15 protein-coding genes are annotated in these 20,870 nt (G+C 62.9%); 14 read left to right on the top strand and 1 reads right to left on the bottom strand.

Annotation, left to right across the window (positions count from 1 at the left end; genetic code table 11):
* The first annotated feature begins 603 nt into the window (after positions 1-603).
* The 8 genes from BBBF_RS08020 to pstB all read left to right on the top strand — a co-directional run bounded on the left by BBBF_RS08020 (position 604) and on the right by pstB (position 9,343).
* Complete coding sequence (locus BBBF_RS08020) at positions 604-1,842, top strand: 3-deoxy-7-phosphoheptulonate synthase (protein WP_003814408.1); 1,239 nt, start codon at positions 604-606, stop codon at positions 1,840-1,842.
* A gap of 47 nt (positions 1,843-1,889) precedes the next feature.
* Positions 1,890-2,597 carry a 5'-methylthioadenosine/S-adenosylhomocysteine nucleosidase gene (gene mtnN / locus BBBF_RS08015; RefSeq protein ID WP_021648329.1) on the top strand — a complete coding sequence of 236 codons (708 nt, stop codon included), beginning with the start codon at positions 1,890-1,892 and terminating at the stop codon, positions 2,595-2,597.
* Positions 2,598-2,785: 188 nt separating this feature from the next.
* Complete coding sequence (locus BBBF_RS08010; RefSeq protein WP_013390249.1) at positions 2,786-4,141, top strand: sensor histidine kinase; 1,356 nt, start codon at positions 2,786-2,788, stop codon at positions 4,139-4,141.
* A gap of 152 nt (positions 4,142-4,293) precedes the next feature.
* Positions 4,294-4,998, top strand: coding sequence for a response regulator transcription factor (locus tag BBBF_RS08005; RefSeq protein ID WP_021648330.1), 705 nt, complete (start codon positions 4,294-4,296; stop codon positions 4,996-4,998).
* Positions 4,999-5,244: 246 nt separating this feature from the next.
* Entirely contained in the window at positions 5,245-6,375 is a 1,131-nt protein-coding gene (gene pstS / locus BBBF_RS08000; protein ID WP_013390247.1) for a phosphate ABC transporter substrate-binding protein PstS, read from the top strand.
* Between the two features lie 128 nt (positions 6,376-6,503).
* Positions 6,504-7,481 (top strand): phosphate ABC transporter permease subunit PstC, encoded by a 978-nt coding sequence (gene pstC / locus BBBF_RS07995; protein WP_003814417.1) that lies wholly within the window; start codon positions 6,504-6,506, stop codon positions 7,479-7,481.
* Positions 7,478-8,524 (top strand): phosphate ABC transporter permease PstA, encoded by a 1,047-nt coding sequence (gene pstA / locus BBBF_RS07990; RefSeq protein WP_003816561.1) that lies wholly within the window; start codon positions 7,478-7,480, stop codon positions 8,522-8,524. The genes pstC and pstA overlap by 4 nt, the downstream gene beginning before the upstream one ends.
* 39 nt (positions 8,525-8,563) lie before the next feature.
* Positions 8,564-9,343 carry a phosphate ABC transporter ATP-binding protein PstB gene (pstB, locus tag BBBF_RS07985; protein ID WP_003814420.1) on the top strand — a complete coding sequence of 260 codons (780 nt, stop codon included), beginning with the start codon at positions 8,564-8,566 and terminating at the stop codon, positions 9,341-9,343.
* Between the two features lie 293 nt (positions 9,344-9,636).
* Here the strand turns inward: pstB and BBBF_RS07980 are convergent, their stop codons facing one another.
* Entirely contained in the window at positions 9,637-10,539 is a 903-nt protein-coding gene (locus BBBF_RS07980) for a hypothetical protein (protein WP_003821111.1), read from the bottom strand.
* Positions 10,540-10,764: 225 nt separating this feature from the next.
* Here BBBF_RS07980 and BBBF_RS07975 point away from each other — a divergent pair, with 225 nt between their 5' ends.
* From BBBF_RS07975 to rplL, 6 genes are all read left to right on the top strand, one after another.
* Positions 10,765-12,159: an NCS2 family permease gene (locus tag BBBF_RS07975; protein ID WP_003816557.1), complete on the top strand. Its 1,395-nt coding sequence runs from the start codon at positions 10,765-10,767 to the stop codon at positions 12,157-12,159.
* Positions 12,160-12,318: 159 nt separating this feature from the next.
* On the top strand, positions 12,319-12,531 hold the full coding sequence (locus BBBF_RS07970; RefSeq protein WP_230454031.1) for a hypothetical protein: 213 nt from the start codon (positions 12,319-12,321) through the stop codon (positions 12,529-12,531).
* 160 nt (positions 12,532-12,691) lie between these two features.
* Positions 12,692-18,187: a glycoside hydrolase domain-containing protein gene (locus tag BBBF_RS07965; protein WP_033509829.1), complete on the top strand. Its 5,496-nt coding sequence runs from the start codon at positions 12,692-12,694 to the stop codon at positions 18,185-18,187.
* A gap of 354 nt (positions 18,188-18,541) precedes the next feature.
* Entirely contained in the window at positions 18,542-19,561 is a 1,020-nt protein-coding gene (locus BBBF_RS07960; RefSeq protein WP_021648333.1) for a GDSL-type esterase/lipase family protein, read from the top strand.
* A 207-nt stretch (positions 19,562-19,768) separates the two neighbouring features.
* Positions 19,769-20,290 (top strand): 50S ribosomal protein L10, encoded by a 522-nt coding sequence (gene rplJ / locus BBBF_RS07955; RefSeq protein ID WP_003814430.1) that lies wholly within the window; start codon positions 19,769-19,771, stop codon positions 20,288-20,290.
* Between the two features lie 99 nt (positions 20,291-20,389).
* Positions 20,390-20,773, top strand: a complete 384-nt coding sequence (gene rplL / locus BBBF_RS07950) for a 50S ribosomal protein L7/L12 (RefSeq protein ID WP_003814432.1) — start codon at positions 20,390-20,392, stop codon at positions 20,771-20,773.
* Positions 20,774-20,870: the final 97 nt, after the last annotated feature.

The following is a 20,870-nucleotide window of genomic DNA, read 5'->3' as shown; positions in this document are numbered from 1 at the left end:
ATGCTGCGCTCATGTTATGAAGCGATATCCAATTGACAAGAAATATTGTACAACAACTCTTGTATAAATCAAGTGCCCCCGTTTTTTTCCCGTTTCATGTTAGGCTCGCATAAGAGTTCAAGCGGTGGTTCCTCTCCTTCAAGAAACACCGCGGATACCGGCGCGTGTTGGCATAGGTGCCAGCGCGGGCAGGGGGGTATTAGTGCGCGACCGCAGCGTGGCGCAAGTCAAAGAAGACTGAAAGGGCATGGCTCATCATGATGAATGCACGGCAACTGTGGGCGAAGGCGTGACGTTGTTCGCGTCGGTGAAGGAGGGCGCGTGATGGCGGAATCGGCACGGCACTCAGGGCGCAAAACTCCCTGGAAGACGATCCTGGCGGTGTTGCCGGTGGTCGCGATCGCGGCCGGCGACTACAAGGACGCCGCGGCCGGCGAGACGGCAGCGCTCCAGAACATCGTAATGTCCCCGTGCCCGTTCGACGCGGGGCATGGGGACGTTCGTCATGCGCGGCGGATACGGGCTGGCGCGGCCCGTGTATGGCCAAGTACAGGGCCGTGCCTTATCCTTGGGGGAGAGAACAAGGCAAGGAGACATCACGTCATGCAGCAGCAGAACATGGGAGAGCGTACGCCGCAGGGCACGCCGCGTCACGCCGGCCCGAAGCCGCTGAACACGCCGGAGGAGCTGCGGGCCATCCGGCAGGCCATGGACGAGGGCAAGAACCCGCTGCTCGCCACGGGCGTGCCGCGCTGGGAGGATCAGGTGGGCGTCAGCCGTATCATCAACCGCCGTGTGCTGGAGCTCGAACCGCTGCCCACCCCGGCCCAGGTGTTGGCGGAACTGCCTCTTGACTCCGCCGCGCAGGAGATCGTCGCCTACTCGCGCGACGAGATACGCGCCTGCCTGTATGGGCAGGACGACCGTCTGCTCGTCATCGTCGGCCCCTGCTCGGTGCACGACCCGAACGCCGCGCTCGACTACGCGCACCGGCTGTCGAAGGTGATGAAGGAGACCGAAGGCGAACTGCTCATCGTGATGCGCGTGTACTTCGAGAAGCCGCGAACGACGGTTGGCTGGAAGGGGCTGATCAACGACCCCGACATCGACGGCAGCCACAACATCCGCAAGGGCCTGCTGCTCGCGCGCAAGACGCTGATCGGCGTGCTGGGCGAAGGACTCGCCGCCGCCACGGAATTCCTGGAGCCCACCAGCCCCCAGTTCATCTCCGACGCGGTCAGCTGGGGCGCGATCGGCGCCCGCAACACCGAATCGCAGGTCCACCGCCAGCTCGCCAGCGGCATGTCGATGCCGATCGGATTCAAGAACGCGACCGACGGGTCCGTCAAGGCCGCCGTCAACGGCTGCTACGCCTCCGCGCAGCAGCACACGTTCTTCGGCATCGACCACATGGGCCGGGCCTGCGCGGTGGAGACGCTCGGCAACCCGGACTGCCACGTGGTGCTGCGCGGCTCGATCCACGGGCCGAACTACGACACCGCATCCGTGCGCCGTGCGATGGACGACGTGCGCGCGATGATGCCGGCAGAATCTGCCGCCACCCACGGGCTCATCATCGACTGCTCGCACGGCAACTCCGGCAAGGACGAGCACCGGCAGGCAGAGGTCGTGCGAGACATCGCCCGGCGCATAGCCGATGGCGAGGAAGGCATCACCGGCATCATGATGGAAAGCTTCATCGAAAGCGGCAACCAGCCGGCGGCCCCGCTCGACCAACTGGTCTACGGCAAGTCGATCACCGACCGCTGCATCGGCTGGGACGAGACGGAACGGCTGCTGCACGAGCTCGCCGACGCGGTGTCCGCCCGGCGCTGGCGCTGAAACGGCGTCCATCACTCTTCACGAACAACCACACGGAAAGGATTCCCATGACCACCATCGCCATCATCGGCGCATTGGACGACGAAGTCGCACTCATCGCCGCATCACTGAACGACGTCACCCACGACCGCCAAGCCGGCCTCGACGTGACGCGCGGCACGCTGGGAACCAACGACGGAGGCACCGTCACCGCCGTCGCGACCGTCGGCGGCATGGGACTGGTCAACGCCGCCGCCACCACCCAGCACCTGATCGACGCATACCATCCCGACGCGGTGATCTTCTCCGGCATCGCCGGCAACCTCAACCGGAACCTGCACATCAACGACGTGGTGCTCGGCGGCACACTGCGCTACCTCGACACCGACATGCGACTCGTCGGCCAATGGAAGCCCGGCACCGAGCAGCAGCCCGTCGAGGAATTCCACTCCGACGACCGTCTGCTGTCCCTCGCCGACCAGGCGCTCGCGGCCATGGGCGTCACGCACATCATCGGCATCATCGCGTCCGGCAACTACTTCGTCGATACGCCGGCGCAGATCGCCAAGGTCATCCACGACACCGGCGCCGACGCCGTCGAGATGGAAGGCGCATCCGTGGCGCACGTCGCCGCCCGAAACGAAGTACCCGCGCTGGTGATCCGCGCGCTGAGCGACAACGCCGACACCGACTACGAGGAGTTCAAGGGCTTCGACATCTCCGAATACGCGGATACCGCGGCCCGCATCGTGCTCGACATCCTGCGGCGCATGTGACGCCGTGCGCGGCTCGCTCCGACGGGCTGTGCCGCGGAAGGACACGGCAAGTTGAACAACTGGCAAACTTACGTAGTCGCGCTGGCGGCGGGACGTGCGGAGCCGTTACGCTGAAACCATCCGCATCCGCATCATCGGTGCGGGTGGATGAGAGCGGTGCAGGGCCGAGGAAAGGCGGGACGGGTCCGATGACATGGGTGCATGTGGCGTTGGCGGTGCTGGTGACGATTATCGTGTTGGTGATTGCCGTATCGAGGTCGTACGCGCTGGGGCGCGAGTCCGGCGAACGCGACACGCTGGCGGGACAGGGGAGCGATTCCGGCTCGCTGTTCGGCACCGACGTGCCGGTGCGCGAGGCGGAACAGGGGCTCATCGACGTCATGCCGTCCGAGGTGATCGTCTGCGACGGCAACGGTTCCGTGCGGTGCTCCAGCAAAAGCCAGGTGAACGTCGATGTCATCGAGAACGGCTGGATCGTCAAGGACGAGATCCTCGACATCCTGCACGTCGTGGTGGAGAACGGGGGCGTGCGGGAACGCGAGATGTGCGTCTCGCTCGACCTGACCCGCATGTCGAGCGCGATTTCCGGACGAGGTGTCACCGCCGGCAGCTCTGCGCCCTCCGACAGCTACCTGCGCGTACGCGTCGGCCATATCTGCGACGGTCTGTACGCGGTGTTCATCAACGACGTGACCGAGCAGCGTCGGTTCGAGCGGATGCGCCGCGACTTCGTCACCAATGTCTCCCACGAGCTGAAGACCCCCGCAGGCGCGATCTCGCTGCTCGCCGAAACCGTCTCCGACGCGGCGGATGACCCTGGCGCCGTGCGGTATTTCGCCGGCCGCATCACCAAGGAGTCCGCGCGGCTGACCGAACTGGTGACCCACCTGATCGAACTGCAGCGCGCGCAGGACGCGCCGGCGATGCTCAAGGCGCAGCGCATATCCGCCATGTCGGTGGTGCGCGCGGCCGTCGGCGAGAACCTGGTGCAGGCCGGTGCGAAGCACATCGCCATACGGCTGTCGCTGCGCGGCGAGCAGGCGCCGGTCGACGCTGACGCCGCCGCGGACGACGAGGCGCAGCGCGACATCGCCATCATGGTCGACCGGGAGACCCTCACCATGGCCGTGAAGAACCTCGTCGAAAACGCCATCCGCTACTCGCCCGAATACACGACGGTCAGCGTGAGCGTCTCGCTGTGCAAGGACCCAAGCTCCATGACGATTCGCGTGATCGACCAGGGCATCGGCATCCCCTCGGCGTCGCTGGACCGCGTATTCGAACGGTTCTACCGGGTCGATCCGGCGCGGTCGCGGGCCACGGGCGGCTCGGGGCTTGGCCTGGCCATCACCAAGCATTGCGTGCAGGAGTGCGGCGGTACGATCTCCGTATGGTCGCGCGAGGGCGAAGGCTCCACGTTCACCATCGAGCTGCCGGTCGCCCCCGAACCGGATGACGATGACGGCGAGCGGGCGGATGACGGCGAAGCGCCCGGCGAGACCGTCGGCGCGCCGGGAGGCGGCGACGCCGCGACGCAGGAGTAGACCCGCCGCCACGGTCTCCCCGGCGCGTCGGCCACCCATCGTGAAACCCGCGGAAAAGCAACGTAGTCTTCGGAGCCGAATGCGGGCGGTGCCGGAACACGCTACGATGGTGACGGTACGGACATTGAACACAGTATGTGTGAAAGGTAAACATGACACGCATTCTCATCGTGGAAGACGAGGAATCATATCGTGAGCCCTTGGTGTACCAGCTGACGCGCGAGGGCTACGACGTCTCCGCCGCAGCCAGCGGTGAGGAGGGCCTGGAGCTGTTCACCAAGGGCGGCATCGACCTGGTGCTGCTCGACCTGATGCTGCCGGGCATCGACGGCACGGCCCTGTGCCGGCGCATCCGCGAGCAGAGCCGCGTGCCGATCATCATGCTCACCGCCAAAAGCGCCGAGATCGACAAAGTCGTCGGTCTGGAGATCGGCGCGGACGATTACGTGACCAAGCCCTACTCGTTCCGCGAGCTGCTCGCGCGCATCCGCGCGGTCCTGCGGCGCAATCAGGGCGCGGTCGAGGCCAGCGGTGTGGTCGACGACGACATCCCGCTGGTGTGCGGCGACATCTCCATGCAGGTTGGCCAGCATCAGGTCACCGTGCGCGGCGAAAGCGTGTTCTTCCCGCTCAAGGAATTCGAACTGCTCGAATACCTCATGCAGAACAAGGGGCGCGTGATGACCCGACACCAGCTCATCGACCGCATCTGGGGCTCCGATTACGTCGGCGACACGAAGACCCTCGACGTGCACGTCAAGCGCGTGCGCTCCAAGATCGAGGAGGATCCGGCCCATCTCCAGTACCTGACCACCGTGCGCGGCCTCGGCTACAAGATCGACAGCCCGCAGCAGTGACCGGCCCGCACCCGGTATAAAGCGCCCTCGGCCCGCCTGAACCACCCGGTGCAGGCGGGCCGAACCATATCCCGCAAACCGCGCATTCCAACTACGTGGCAAGGTCGGCAACTATTCATCTTCTGTTTACCGATTTTGTCTTCCGACCCCTCGAACAGCCCATAGGCTAGTAACTGTCATGAAAAGGAATCGGCTCTGAATCGTATGACACGAGCCGCTATGACAGTTGATAAGAGGAAAGAAACAATGCGTAAGAATCTCTTCGTTCGTTCCATCGCGGCGGTTTCCGGCATCGTGATGCTGGCGTCGCTCGCCGCCTGTGGCGACAACACTTCGTCCGCCGGCAACAACTCCGGTTCCACCTCGACCGAGAAGATTACCGGCAGCTTCTCCGGCGCTGGTGCCACCTCCCAGCAGGCGGCCGAGGAAGCCTGGATCTCCGCCTACATGGCGGCGAACTCCGGCGCGAACGTCACCTACAACCCGACCGGTTCCGGCGCGGGCGTCACCACCTTCCTGAGCGGCGCCACCGCGTGGGCCGGCTCCGACAAGGCCCTCTCCGATGACGAGGTCACCCAGTCCTCCGACAAGGCGTGCGCCAACGGCACCACCGCGTTCGACGTGCCGGTCTACATCTCCCCGATCGCCATCATCTTCAACTTGAAGGGCGTTTCCGACGCCGGCAAGCACATCAACCTCGATGCCGACACCGCCGCCAAGATCTTCGACGGCAAGATCGTCAAGTGGAACGATCCGGCCATCGCCAACCAGAACAAGGACCTGACCTTGCCCGACACCCAGATCACCGTCGTGCACCGCTCCGACAAGTCCGGCACCACGCAGAACTTCGTGAGCTACTTCAAGGACCAGGCCCCCGACTCCTGGACCCATGAGCTCTCCGAGAACTGGCCTGACATCCCCGGCCAGCAGAGCGCCAAGGGCACCTCGGGCGTCGTCACCGCCGTCAAGCAGGCCGACGGCACCATCGGCTACGCCGACTTCTCCCAGGTCGGCGACCTGGGCACCGCGGCCATCAAGGTCGGCGAGAACTACAACGAGATCTCCGCTGACGCCGGTTCCAAGGTCATCGAGGATTCCGAGATCGACACATCCGCCAAGGGCGACAACCGCGTGGTCGTGAAGATCAACCACGCCACCAAAGCCAAGGGCGCCTACCCGATCGTGCTGGTCTCCTACGACATCGCCTGCCCCGCCTACAAGGACGCCAACACCGCCAAGTTCGTCAAGAGCTGGCTCACCTACGTGACCAGCGACGAAGGCCAGAAGACCGCCTCCTCCGCTGCCGGCTCCGCCCCGCTGCCGAGCAACATCGTCGAGAAGGTCACCAAGTCCATCGAGGCCATCAAGACCAAGTGATCAGCGTGAGCTGACACGCCGTATGGCGGATGCCGCAGAACACCTGACACAATGAAAGGTGTCTGCGGCTTCTGTCGGTTGTACACGGCCGTGAAGCCACCATTGAAAATGCATACGAAGGAGAACCTGTGAGTTCGCAAGACAAAGCGGCAGACAGTCCGGCCAGTACAGGCAAGACCGGCGATGTCGTGTTCAAGACGATCGCCTATGCTGCCGGCATTCTCATTCTCGTCGCGCTTGCGGCGGTGTTCCTGTTCCTGCTGTTTCAGGCGTGGCCGCTGATCGGAGGCGATCAGGCCGCGAACACCGCCACCATCGAATCATTCACCGGCAACCGCGCGCACAACTTCTGGCAGTACGTGGGCCCGCTGGTGTTCGGCACGGTGCTTGTCTCCGCGCTGTCGCTGATCATCGCGTTTTTCATCTCGATCGGCATCGCCCTGTTCATCTCGCATTACGCACCCAAGAAGCTGGCGACCGCGCTGAGCTACGTGGTCGACCTGCTCGCCGCCATCCCGTCCGTCATCTACGGCCTGTGGGGCGGCCTGATTCTGGTGCCGGCCATCCAGCCGGTGTGGAACTGGTTCGCGAAGTACCTGAGGTGGACCTACATCTTCGATGGATCGCTCAATGACCCGTCGGTCGCCGACAGCCCCTCGCGAACCGTCGCCACGGTCGCCGTCGTGCTGGCCGTCATGATCCTGCCGATCATCACCTCGGTGTCGCGCGACATCTTCATGCAGACCCCGCGTCTGCAGGAGGAGGCGGCCATCGGCCTGGGCGCCACCAAGTGGGAGATGATCAAGCTGGCCGTGCTGCCGTTCGGCAAGTCCGGCATCGTCTCCGCATCCATGCTCGGCCTGGGCCGCGCACTCGGCGAGACCATGGCCGTCCTCATGATTCTTTCCCCCGGCCTGACGTACTCGATCAAGCTGCTGCGGGCATCCCAGAACCAGACCATCGCGGCGAACATCGCGGCGCAATACCCGGAAGCCGACCCGAACATCGGCGTGCCCGTGCTGATCGGCACCGGCCTCGTGCTGTTCGTTATCACGTTCCTCGTGAACTTCGTCGCCCGTAAGATCACCGAGAAAGCGAGCGCATGATGAGTGAAGCAACTGTAAAGAGCACCATCAGCGTCGACGCGAACGCCGTGAAGAAGACGCCCGCCGCACGCAACGACAAGCAACTGCCCGACATCGACTTCGACCGGTTCAAGACCAGCCGTTCCTTCGCCGCGTCCCGCAAGCGCAAGGACGTCTTCATGAAGAGCCTGATCTGCCTCGCCTTCATCATCGCGTGCATCCCTCTGATCTCCGTGCTGTGGACGACCGTCGCCAACGGCATCAAGCGACTGAACCTCAACTTCCTTTCGTACAACATGTCCGGCGTCGTCGGCGGCAGCCAGACGCCCTCCGGCGGATACGGCGGCGTGCTGCACGCCATCATCGGCACGTTGGAGATCACCTTGGGCGCCATGGTCATCTCCGTGCCGGTCGGCCTGATGTGCGCGGTCTACCTGATCGAGTACGCGGCCCGCGGCAACAAGCTCGCCAAGTCCATCGGCCTGCTGGTCGACGTGATGAGCGGCATCCCGTCCATCGTCGCCGGTCTGTTCGCCTACTCGATGTTCTCGCTCATCGGCGGCCCCGGCACCATCAGCGGCTTCGAAGGCTCCGTCGCGCTTTCGCTGCTGATGATCCCGACCGTCGTCAAGACCAGTGAGGAGATGCTGAAGGTCGTGCCCGGCGACCTGCGTGAGGCCTCGTACGCGCTGGGCGTTTCCAAGCAGCGCACCATCTGCAAGATCGTGCTGCGCACCGCCCTGCCCGGCATCGTCTCCGGCGTCATCCTGGCCATCGCGCGAGTGATCGGCGAGACCGCGCCGCTGCTGATGACCGCAGGCTACGCGACGTTCACCAACGTGAACCTGTTCAGCGGCGAGATGACCACGCTTCCCGTGTTCGTCTACCAGGAATACAGCAAGCTGCGTGCCAACTGCCCGCCCAACGCCGGCTCCTCCTGCGTCACCACGATCCCGATGGAACGCTCCTGGGCCGCCGCCCTGGTGCTGATCATCATCGTGCTGATCCTCAACCTCATCGGCCGTGTCGTGGCTCGCGTCTTCGCCGTGAAGTCCGAACGGTAAGCCGCCGTACACTGTATATACATCAATAAAGGAATTCATATGGGACAACGCATTGACGTCAAACATCTGAACATCTACTACGGCGACTTCCTGGCCGTGGAGGATGTCAACATCAACATCGAACCCAACAAGGTCACCGCGTTCATCGGGCCGTCCGGCTGCGGCAAGTCCACGGTGCTGCGCACCCTCGACCGCATGCACGAGATCATCCCCGGCGCCCACGTCAAGGGTGAGGTCGAGCTCGAAGGCAAGAACCTGTATGCCAAGGACGTGGACCCCGTCGCCGTGCGCCGCGATGTCGGCATGGTGTTCCAGCGCCCGAACCCGTTCCCCACGATGACGATTCGTGAGAACGTGCTCGCCGGCGTGCGCCTGAACAACCGCCGCATCTCCAAGTCCGACGCCGACGACCTGGTCGAGTGGGCGCTCAAGGGCGCCAACCTGTGGGAAGAGGTCAAGGACCGTCTCGACAACCCGGGCATCGGCCTGTCCGGCGGTCAGCAGCAGCGTCTGTGCATCGCCCGCGCCGTGGCCGTGCACCCGCAGGTGCTGCTGATGGACGAGCCGTGCTCCGCGCTCGACCCGATCTCGACGTTGGCCGTCGAGGACCTGATCAACGAGCTCAAGGGCGACTACACGATCGTGATCGTGACCCACAACATGCAGCAGGCCGCCCGTATCGCCGATTACACCGCCTTCTTCAACCTGAAGGCCGTCGGCGAGCCCGGCCACCTGGAGTACTTCGCGGACACCACCACGATGTTCAACAACCCCCAGAACGCCGAAGCCGAGCGCTACATCTCCGGTCGTTTCGGCTGATCGGCGGCGCGCTGGCGGATCGCATGCGTTGCATCCGCCCGCGCGTCCATCGCCACAAGACCCCGCCTCCGCGCGGGGTCTTCGCGTTTGTGAGGGGGAGCTCCGGAATAGAAGAAGCGACGGCGATGCTGGACAACTGCCGTGTTGTGCGATTTTGCAGATGTTGTACAACGACATTCTTGATTGTCACGCTCCGCTCCACCCGAGAACGTTCGCGTTGTTCCCGGTCATAGCATGATTCGACGCCTATCGTCTTCGGTCATACCGATACCCGTGCTTCCTTGCCAGTCCCTCTAGGCTGATTGCGATGACCTCGAAGCTCCGCGCTCGGCGAGTCGTCTTGCTATACGCAGGGCCAGTTCCGCAATCGACATCTCGTCAATCAGATTTTGAGCGGTCACGATGATTAATATCCAGCCGTGGGCCCGCAACCGTTCCCTTTTTTCGTTGTCTCGGCGCCACTGGACCTTATCCGTTCGATGATGATCGCCGTCATATTCCACTCCGACCTTGAACTCGACCCATGCGATGTCCAGCGAAATGGCTGCTCCTGAACGAAAGGTGATTCCAGGAACCACGACATTGCATCGTCCATCCGGTATTCCGTGGCGTTGAACGCCCAGCCGTAGCGAGCTTTCGGCGGGAGACCGTATATTGGGGCGTACCAGTGTCATGGCTTGCCTGCAAATGCTTTTTCCTCGGAACGGCGGCATCTCTTTTATGAAACGCTGCAACTCCAGATACAATTTGTCCGCGTCCGGCGCGCCATTGCGTACCAGCATCGTGAGAATGGAATCTCCGAGCACAACAAGATCCTCTGTCGAAAGATATGGGGACAGCTGCGCCCACACATGAAACACGTGCAATGCGTGCACGCCATTCGATATGTGGATGAGTGATTGCGGAGTGCAATGGCTCCAGATGTGGACAATGACCGGGACGGATTTCAACGGTCGAATATGAGGCCTGCCGGAGCGCGTCCGCACCGTGACATGCAGCGCGGCCGTGTCGAGATTGCAGTGGGAGGGCACCGGCACGCCTTGCAGTTCCAGAGCGGTGGTCATGCCGAAGAGCAGCTGGCGGTCGGACTGCCCTACCGTGGCGGTGCAGCGTTGCAGAGTCTGCCGCCTAATCTGTTCCAATGACTGGAACATGGTGGCTGTCGGCTCGCCCGGTATCGGTTCGTAATCGTTCATGGGCGCAACGCTAGCGGGTCGGGGGCCCGCGCGCCACCGACGGCGGGATTTCTGTGGATATGTGGATGGAGAACGGGTTATCCACATATATCCACAGGCCGTCCGACACCATAACATCCATGACTTATGAAGATGTTATGGTGGGCGTGTTCGGGAAACCGGGCGAATAGCAGTTTGTCTCGCCGAGGCCGGATGGCCTCGCACATTCAAGGAAGCAGAGAAAGTATGGAGAAGTTCTTCCATTTGAAGGAGAACGGCACGACCGTGTCCACGGAGATCGTGGCCGGCCTCACCACGTTCTTCGCGATGAGCTACATCATCGTCGTCAATCCGCAGATCCTGCACCAGACCGGCATGCCGTGGGGCGGCGTGTTCCTGGCAACGATCATCGCGGCCATCATCGGCACGCTCGTCATGGGCCTGTTCGCCAATGTGCCGTACGCGCAGGCGGCCGGCATGGGTCTCAACGCGTTCTTCACCTACACGGTGTGCTTCGGTCTGAAGTTCACGTGGCAGGAGACACTGTGCATGGTGTTCCTGTGCGGCCTCATCAACATCATCATCACCGTCACCAAGATCCGCAAGATGATCATCGAGGCGATCCCGCCCATGCTGCAGAACGCCATCGGTGGCGGCATCGGCATATTCGTCGCCTACGTCGGCATGCTCAACGTCAACCTCGTCACCTTCACCCCGAAGGACACCAAGGCCGCCGGCAAGGGCCTGGCCACCGGCGCCACGCCTGGTCTGGCCACGCTGAACACCCCGACCCTGTGGCTGTTCCTGATCGGCCTGCTGTTCGCCATCGTGTTCACCGTGCTCAAGCTCAAGGGCGGCATGCTGCTGACCATCGTCATCACCGCGATCATCGGCATCCCGATGGGCCTGACCAGCATGTCCAACTCCGTGTCCATCTCCGACACGTTCGCCCAGCTGCCGCAGACCTTCGGCGTGATCTTCAGCGCCGATGGCTTCCCGGCGCTGTTCTCCGACGTATCCAAACTGCCGCTCGTGCTGGTCACGATCTTCGCGTTCTCGATGTCCGACACGTTCGACACGCTCGGCACGTTCATCGGCACCGGCCGCCGCACCGGCATCTTCTCCGATGACGACATGAAGCACATGGAGGACGGCAAGGGCTTCTCCTCCAAGCTGGATCGCGCCCTGTTCGCCGACTCGATCGCCACCTCCATCGGCGCGATCTGCGGTACCTCGAACACCACCACCTACGTCGAGTCTTCCGCGGGCATCGCGGCGGGCGGCCGCACCGGCCTGACCTCCGTGGTCGTGTCCATCTGCTTTGCGCTGTCGATCTTCCTGTCCCCGGTGATCTCCGCGGTGCCGTCCGCAGCGACGGCCGGCGTGCTGGTCATCGTCGGCTGCATGATGGCCTCCAGCCTCAAGGAGATCGAGTGGAGCGACATCTCCGAGGCGATTCCGGCGTTCTTCGCCGCCGTGTTCATGGCGCTCGCGTACTCGATCAGCTACGGCATCGCCGCCGGCTTCATCACCTACTGCATCGTCAAGACCTGCAAGAAGGAAGCCAAGAGCGTTCACCCGATCATCTGGATTGTCTCGCTGCTCTTCATCCTCAACTTCATCCTGCTGGCAGTGCTGTAATGGCATCTGCCCTGCCTTGAATCCCGGCCCCCGTTGGTTTTCCAGCGGGGGCCGGATTCGTATCGTGCCGTCTTGTGTGTTTGCTCTCTCGGCAATACGATGGATGTAAGGGACAGAACGGACTGCCCTGTACCACCCGTCGCGACGATGGTGTTGACGGTGGGCGGCGATCCGTCCGCAGACGACGATCAGATCGTGGCCTGCGAGATCTACATCAGCGGCCAGCTGCTCGACAGCCAGTACCGGCGCGGCAAGGACGTCACGGTGACATGCTCCTACAGCTCATGGCAGCAGGAGCCGTTCAACGGGCGCGAGGTCGACCTGCCGAGGCTCGGCGAATACGGCAACGATCTCGCCAAGCTTGTGTCCTGATAAGATCGAGGCCGTTGTCTTTCATAACACATAGACTGAGTGGATGCTGAGCGCAAGGTCGCGATTGGCATACTGGACAATCAGAAACAGCTGGCAAAGATAAAGGCTGGGACACAATAGGGTGGCCGATTTTCAAAGGTGAAAGAAAGGATGTCCATAAATGAACCGAAGAATATCTATGTGGTTGCGCGGTCGTGGCTCTCCATGGAGACCTGCCGCCGCCGTGATCGCCACGGTATCCATGATGCTGGCGACGGTCATGGGCCCCCATTTCGCGGGGATGCGGGCGCAGGCCGTCGAGCCCATGCAGACCACCACCATCTCGCACACCAAGATCACCGGCGACGGCAACTACTTCACGTTCGCCGACAACGCCTGGGATCCGGGCAACGACGTGCATACGTGGTCCAAGGCGCCATCCGACAGCCTCCCGGCGGAGGACATCTGGTATACGGTCCGATTCTTCGGCAGCGCAATCGACGTCTATGCAGGCAAGAACAGGCCCATGGGCAAGGTGAAATACTATATTGACGGAGCGGAAAAAGGCACGTACAGCCTGTACAACGCCTCCAACATCAACGAGACGAAAATCGCGTCGTTCACCGGGCTTGACGAAGGTGAGCACGTGTTCAAGGCGGTGGCCACAGGCGAGCGGGACACGAATTCCACGAACGCGCTGATCGACTGCGCCAAGGTCGTCGTGACCCATCAGCCGTACGTGGTCACCGGCGTCACACTCGACACGACCTCGATGACGCTGGGCGTTGGCGACAGCAAGCGGATCTCGTATACGGTGGCGCCCGATTACGCGACCATCGATGACATGACCTACACGAGCGGCGACACGAGTGTCGCCACAGTCGGCGCAGATGGCACGGTCACCGCGGTCGCGCCGGGAGCCACCGCCATCACCGTGGCCTCGACTGCGGCCGGCATCAGCAAGACCGTCGACGTCACCGTCGCCAGGATGGCACCGAACCTGACCGGCGGCATCGTGGACCCCGATACGCAATACACGCAGAAGCGGTTCGACGAGGTGAAGGCCCTCACGACGAACAACCGGGCGCTGAAAGCGTGGAAGAACGACAAGGTCAACAGCGAGATCTCGCTCGCCGCGGTCGGCACCACCGTCTCGAACCTGACGGTCACCGCAAGCGACCTGACATCGCAGGGCGGCGACGTCATCGCCAAAAGCAACGTCACGGCCACGTTCATCAAGTCCACCAAGGCATACAACGGCAGCTATCTCGGCTACGGAGACCCGAACCGCGAGGTGCCCGCCGCCACCGAGACCAACCGCTCCGAAAGCAACGACATCCTCTACCAAAGCGGCCCGATCACGGTGAAGGCCAATCAGGTGCAGAACATCTGGGTATCGTTCGCCATACCGAAGGACGCCAAGGCCGGCACCTACACCACCACGCTGACCGCCACCGCAGACGGGATGGAAACGCCGCTCACATTCACCTACACCATCGAGGTGAAGGCCGCTACGCTGCCTGATCCGGCAGAGTATGAGAAGAACTTCGACGTGGAACTGTGGCAGTACCCGTATTCCTCCGCGGAATACTACGGCGTCACCCCGTTCTCGGACGAGCACCTGCAGATCCTCAGATCAAGCATGGAACTGTACAAGTCCATCGGCGGCCACGCCATCACAACCACCATCAACGAGGACGCATGGTCCGGCCAGACCTACAGCGCCAACGCCATCCACTACCCGTCGATGGTGAAGTGGACCAAGAGCGGGGGCGGGTTCACCTACGACTTCACCGACTTCGACAAGTGGGTGACGTTCAACAAGGGACTCGGCATCGGCGACAAGATCGTGATATACAGCATCGCGCCCTGGCACGGCAACTTCACGTACTGGGAGAACGGGACGATGAAGTCCGAGAGATACACGGTCGGATCCGAGCGCTGGAGGAGCGTGTGGACCGACTTCCTGCGCAAGCTCATCGAGCATCTGATGGACAAGGGCTGGTTCGATGAGTCGTACATCGGCATCGACGAGCGCGGCTTCAGCGCCGACGCGTTCGACCTGATCGACTCGATACGGAATATCCACGACGTGCCGTTGAAGACCGCCGGCGCGATGGACGGCTTCGTCAACAAGTTCGACCTGGCGCTGCGCGTCACCGACCTGAACGTCGGCGACACCGCGGCGGCGGCCCATCCCACCGACTTCACCCGGCTGATCGAGGCGCGTGAGGCAAAGGACCTTCGCACCACGCTGTACTCCTGCACCGAGCATGAGCCCGGCAACTTCTCGCTGTCCGCCCCGGTCGAAAGCTACTGGTCGGTGGTCAACGCGGGCGAGCAGACCAGCGGCTTCCTGCGCTGGGCGTACGACGCATGGGTGGCCGACCCGCTCAACGACGCCACGCACAACGCCTTCGAGCCCGGCGACCCGTTCCTGATTTATCCGAGCGAGAAGAGCGGAGACAAGGTGTCCAAGTCGTCCGTGCGCCTGGAGCGCATCGCCGAGGGCGTGCGCGACGTGAACAAGATCAGGCTCATGGTCACCGAGATCCCCTCGTTGCAGGCCGATGCCGACGCGATGTACGCGAAGATCAGAACGACGGTGACGACCTCGCACTCGTATCTGACCGACGCGCAGGTCACACAGCTTGCCAATGAGATGAGCGGATTCAAGGGTGACCTCGACACGCTCACCGACAAGTACATATCCCTCAAGGCGCAAGGCACGAGCACGGTGGAATCCGTTGCTATCGACGGCGGCGACCAGGAGATCATGCTGGGCACGGCGAAGCAGCTGACCGCGACACTCAAGCCGGCGAACCTGCTGAACGCGTCCGTGACATGGCGCTCGTCCAAGACCGGCGTCGTCACGGTATCCGCCAAGGGCGTGGTGACCGCCGCCGGCGTGGGCTCCACCACAATCACCGCCACATCCAAGGCCGACCCGACGAAATCGGCGAGCATCACCCTCACCGTGACGCCACAGGTCGTGGCGCAGGGGCTGCACTACTACTCGTTCGACAACTCGAACGCCAACGACTCCTGGGGCACCCGCAACGGCACCGCCGACGCCACGGCGCAATACGTTGACGGCAAGTCCGGCAAGGCGCTCAAGGTCACGGACGGCAAAGGCGTGACCCTGGCCGGCGGCAACGACATCGCGAAGACGGATCCGTGGACGATCGGCTACTGGGTGCGTTCCGACGCCGAACTCACCGGCCGCTCGGCCGTGATGACGAGCGCGGACGGCAAGTACTCGGCCGACCTCAAGATGGACGCCGACCGCGAATCCGGCTTCCGTGTCGGCACCGCCAGCGGCGACGTGCTCACCTTCCGGTACGACTTCCAGCCGGGCACGTGGTATTACATCGCGTGGACTCAGGACAAGGCAGCCGGACTGACCATGTACGTCAACGGCACGAAGATCGGCGCGACGAACACGTGGACGAAGATGCACGATGTCGTCGCCCCGATCGACGTGATCGGCGGCCCCGGCTTCACTGGCCTGATCGACGAGGTGAAGATCTACAAGCGCGTGCTCTCCGACACCGAGATCGCGGCCGGCATGCTGCTGCCCGGTCTCAACCTCGCCGAGCATGAGACCGATATGTACATCGGCGGGACGTACACCATCGTCGCCAACCTGCAGGGCGGCGACGGTGATGGTACAGTCACGTTCGAGTCGAGCGACCCGACCATCGCCAAGGTCGACGCCTCCGGCACCGTTACCGGAGTGTCCCGCGGAACGGCGGTCATTACCGTCCGGGGAGGTGGATTCACCGACATGGTGACCGTCAACGTGAGCCGCGAACTCACCATCAAGAACACGCTGCCGCAATACAAGCTCGACCAGACGAAGGTCATGGACGTGCACAAGTCACTCGACACGTCCAACCAGTACTTCGGCCAGCCCGACATGATCCGCACGAAGAGCGGCCGTCTGATCACCTCGTTCCCGCAAGGGCACGGCAAGGGACCGTTGATCATGAAGATCAGCGACGACGACGGCGCCACCTGGACGCGCAAGACCGACATCCCCGCGTCGTGGGCCGGTTCGCAGGAGACGCCGACCCTGTACGTGCTCAACCTGGCCGACGGCACCGAACGCATCATGATGATCACCGCCTGCCCGGGCTGGGGCACCGACTCCGCCGGCAACAGGTACGGATGGAACACATCGTATTCCGACGACAACGGTGAGACCTGGACCGAATACCGGCACTGGCAGTCCAACCGCACGTACGACAACGCCAACAACGATGCCATCGTCGCCATGGCAAGCCTCGTGCAGCTCAAGGACTCCGACGGCAACGACATCCAGAAATGGATGGGCGTCTACCACAACTACGCGTACGTCAATTTCAGGACGTACCTCACTTTCGACGAGAACGGCGACGAGCAGTGGAGCGAATCGGAGCCGTATCTTGCGCAATGGCGCAGCATCGAAAGCGCATACCAGATGTGCGAGATCGGCATGTTCCGTTCTCCCGACGGCAAGCGGATCATCGGTTTGGCGCGCAGCCAGTCGCACAACAACCCGGCGACACTGATCTACTCTGATGATGAAGGCGAGACGTGGAGCAAGCCAATGGATCTGCCCGGCTCGCTGGCGGGCGAACGGCACAAGATTGCCTACGATCCGATTTCCGGCCGTCTGCTGGTCACGTTCCGCGAGATCAACTACGATCTCAACGGCAACAACCGGTTCGACGGCGGCAGCGACTGGAACGCCGGCGACTGGGTGGCCTGGGTCGGCACCTACGACCAGCTCATTAACCAGGAGGACGGCGAATACCGCATCCTGCTGGCCGAGGACTGGGCGAACAACGCGAAGTCGGGCGACACCGGCTACGCGGGCGTAGCGGTGCTCGACGACGGTACGTTCATCATGGACACGTACGGTCACTGGGACAAGGAATTCTCGCAGAACTGGCCCGGCGGCGTCACCACCGACCGCTGCTATATCAAGCAGGCGAAGTTCAAGCTCGGCGAGGTCGAATACGCGAACGGTCTCATCGACCGCAGCGGACTGAAGGCGGCAATCAAGCGGGCAGAGGCGCTGAATGCGGCCGACTACACGGCTGACTCGTGGGCGAAGATGGATGCCGCAGTGAAGGCCGCGAAGGCCGGAGACGCCGACGAATCCCTGCAACAGGCGCAGGTTGACGCGCTCGTCGCCGCCATCGATGCGGCCATCGACGGGCTGAAGCCCGCCGAGACGCCGGATCCCGATCCCGGCAAGGTGAGCAAGGACGAGCTGAACGCCGTGATCGCGCAGGTCAAGGCCAAGGATCTGGGTGGGTATACGGATGAGTCCGTCCGGGCGGTGCGTGATGCGCTTGCCGCAGCCGAGAAGGTCTCCGCCGATCCTGATGCGACGCAGGCCGAGATTGACGCTGCGCTCGCAAGTCTGAATGCGGCCGTCGACGGGCTGAAGGCCAAGGATGACGGTGACAAGCCCGGACCGGGTGATGGTGGCAAGCCCGGCGCGGGTGACGGCAAGCCTGACGACGGCGGCAAGCCCGATCCCGGCAAGCCGGGCAAGGGCGACGAGACCAAGCCCGATACCGGCGAGAAGGGCGGGCTGAGCGCCACCGGTGCCGGCATCGTTCCGATCGCCGCCGCGGCCCTGACGCTCATGGCCGGCGCGGCGCTCGCACTGGCCAAGCGCTGAGACGCCATGGGGCGGTCGGCCCGTCGGACGGAGATTTTTCGTCCGACGGGCCGATTATTTGCAGCCTCCGACCACGACACGCCCGGAGTGCGTAGCACAATCGTCGCGCGCGTTTGCGGGAATCGGCTCCATGGCGGCGTTTCATGAAATTCGGCATGCCGATCTTGCTGAGCACTCCGGGCGTGTCGCGATGGAATGCCGCCTGTTTAGTCAACATTCCGGACCGATGTGAGCCGCATAGGTCTTCGCTGGCAAATCCTCACTTATGGCCACGATTGCCGTGAGAAACTTATGGTATTGGCAGCGTGGCGTTGATAATGCTTGACGCCGTGAAGGGATAGCGAGGTCTGCGACATGAGGAACCGTGTGATTCATCGCAATTCGCGCGCCGGCGATTCGCCGTTCCGTCTGCTCGCCGCGGCGCTCGCCGTGCTGACGTTGACCTTATTGGCGGTTATGGTGCCGTGCGAGGGAGAAGCGCACGCAGCCGCGCCCATCAAGATCGCATGCGTGGGCGACAGCCTTACGGACGGCTCCAAATCCAGTGGCGGCAAGAAAGGCGACACCGCATATCCGGCGTGGCTCGGCCGCATCCTCGGCAGTGGCTATGACGTGCGCAATTTCGGCGCCGCTGGTGACACGCTGCTGCGGGGCACGGGCTGGTCATATTGGGATTCGGCCGAATTCCGGCAGAGCAAGGAGTTCGCCCCCGATATCGTCATCATCATGCTCGGCACCAACGATTCCAAGGACGCCTACTGGAACGAGACACTGTACAGGACCGAGGCGAAGGAGCTGGTGAGGGTGTACCGGGATCTCGCCAGCCGACCGGTCGTGTATTTCGCGAGTTCACCGCACTCATACCGGGTCGCCCCCGGTACCAAATATGTCTCCGTCAACTCCGTGAACAGGTTACATCCCGTACAGGAGTCGCTGATCCGTGACGAGCGTTGGAACACCATCGACCTGTACGCGGCGACCGCGAACCGGCGGCAGCTGTATGACGCCGACGGCGTTCACTTCAACGACGACGGGTACCGGTTCCTCGCCGAGCAGATCGCAGGCGTCATGCACCGGTCGGCGCAGATCATCGGCTCCACCGGAAGGGAGCGGGTCATCGCAAACGAGACGGAGAACGGCGCCACGAAAAGAGCCGGCGTGGAATTCGGCCTTACCTCGCAGGGTACCGCCGCCGGGAACGCCGGCGATTCGTCCGATGGCAACGGGAAACGGGATGCCCTGCGCGGCTCCGATGCCGTCGTGGCCATCATAGCCATGCTGTCGGCGGGCATTACCGGAGCGGCGCTCGTGCTGGGCGGACGGTCGCGACACGCCTGGGTTGAAGGTGTCCGCTCGCGACCGTATTCTATATGACTTGTAAACCACAGACCGTTGGTTGGAGTGTGCAAGCACTCACGAAGTTTGGTTCGCCAAGCCAGCGCAGGTTGAGAAATATGTGCCCGTAATACGGCTCGCCGGAAACGGTTGTATGTTGCTCTGCCTGTGCGCAGGGCTTTTTTATTGCCCTGGCAGGGTGCGCGGGACTTCGCAGGATCAATGGCCGATCTAGGAAGGAACGCCATGAAGAGGCCCGAAAAGGAAGCGGTAGTCGCTCAGCTTACGGAACAGTTCCGTAACGCCGACGCTGTCTACCTGACCGAGTACCGCGGGCTTACCGTTCCGCAGGTTTCCGAACTGCGCGAAAAGCTAGGCCGCGATACTTCCTACACTGTGGCTAAGAACACGCTGGCGCGCATCGCCGCCAAGGAAGCGGGCATTGAGGGTCTTGACGACCTGCTCAAGGGCCCGACCGCCATCACCTTCGTGAAGGGCGACTTCATTGAGGCTGCGAAGACGCTGCGTGACTTTGCCAAGACCAACAAGGCTCTCGTTATCTCGGGCGGTTATGCCGACGGCACCGTCTACGACGGCGAGGGTGCTACCAAGCTGGCGGACATGATGTCCCGTCCGCAGCTGCTCTCCAAGTTCGCAGGCGACCTCAAGGCCACGACCGCCAAGGCCGCGTACCTGTTCGTCGCTGTGCCTACCAAGGCCGTGCGTACGATCGACGCTCTGCGCGAGAAGCAGGAAAAGGCAGCTTGATTCTCATGCGGCTTGCCGCATGAACCACAATCGGAAAACAACACACATCAGGCGGACGGCAATCGCTGAAGGCCGCCGCCAGAATGAAAGGAAGCCATCATGGCTAAGTACACCAACGAAGAGCTGCTGGAAGCTTTCGGTGAAATGACCCTCGTCGAGCTCTCCGAGTTCGTCAAGGCCTTCGAAGAGAAGTTCGACGTCGAGGCTGCCGCTCCGGCCGCCGTCGCCGTTGCCGCTCCGGCTGCCGGCGCTGCCGCCGAAGAGGAAGAGAAGACCGAGTTCGATGTCGTCCTGACCGCTGTCGGCGACAAGAAGATCCAGGTCATCAAGGCTGTCAAGGCCATCACCAACGCTGGCCTGGCTGACGCCAAGGCCATGGTTGATGGCGCTCCGAAGGCCATCCTGGAGAAGGCCAAGAAGGAAGACGCCGAGAAGGCCAAGGCTCAGCTGGAAGAGGCTGGCGCCACCGTCGAGCTCAAGTAATGATCGCGGGAGTGAAACCCGCACATTGCAGCTTTTCACAGACCCTGCTGTCGCACATGCGGCCGCAGGGTCTGCGCGTATGCGGCGGTCCGCGCAC

It is taken from the genome of Bifidobacterium bifidum ATCC 29521 = JCM 1255 = DSM 20456 (assembly GCF_001025135.1).
GTDB classification, from domain to species: Bacteria; Actinomycetota; Actinomycetes; order Actinomycetales; family Bifidobacteriaceae; genus Bifidobacterium; species Bifidobacterium bifidum.
Note: the sequence above shows the minus strand (reverse complement) of the source record. Positions and strands in the feature narration are given on the sequence as shown.

Coding starts and splice junctions, on each gene's coding strand:
- BBBF_RS08010 (WP_013390249.1), top strand. CDS start 2,786: ATGACATGGGTGCATGTGGCGTTGGCGGTGCTGGTGACGATTATCGTG.
- BBBF_RS07965 (WP_033509829.1), top strand. CDS start 12,692: ATGAACCGAAGAATATCTATGTGGTTGCGCGGTCGTGGCTCTCCATGG.
- rplJ (WP_003814430.1), top strand. CDS start 19,769: ATGAAGAGGCCCGAAAAGGAAGCGGTAGTCGCTCAGCTTACGGAACAG.
- pstS (WP_013390247.1), top strand. CDS start 5,245: ATGCGTAAGAATCTCTTCGTTCGTTCCATCGCGGCGGTTTCCGGCATC.
- BBBF_RS07960 (WP_021648333.1), top strand. CDS start 18,542: ATGAGGAACCGTGTGATTCATCGCAATTCGCGCGCCGGCGATTCGCCG.
- BBBF_RS07975 (WP_003816557.1), top strand. CDS start 10,765: ATGGAGAAGTTCTTCCATTTGAAGGAGAACGGCACGACCGTGTCCACG.
- BBBF_RS07980 (WP_003821111.1), bottom strand. CDS start 10,539: ATGAACGATTACGAACCGATACCGGGCGAGCCGACAGCCACCATGTTC.
- mtnN (WP_021648329.1), top strand. CDS start 1,890: ATGACCACCATCGCCATCATCGGCGCATTGGACGACGAAGTCGCACTC.
- rplL (WP_003814432.1), top strand. CDS start 20,390: ATGGCTAAGTACACCAACGAAGAGCTGCTGGAAGCTTTCGGTGAAATG.
- pstB (WP_003814420.1), top strand. CDS start 8,564: ATGGGACAACGCATTGACGTCAAACATCTGAACATCTACTACGGCGAC.
- BBBF_RS08005 (WP_021648330.1), top strand. CDS start 4,294: ATGACACGCATTCTCATCGTGGAAGACGAGGAATCATATCGTGAGCCC.
- BBBF_RS08020 (WP_003814408.1), top strand. CDS start 604: ATGCAGCAGCAGAACATGGGAGAGCGTACGCCGCAGGGCACGCCGCGT.
- pstA (WP_003816561.1), top strand. CDS start 7,478: ATGATGAGTGAAGCAACTGTAAAGAGCACCATCAGCGTCGACGCGAAC.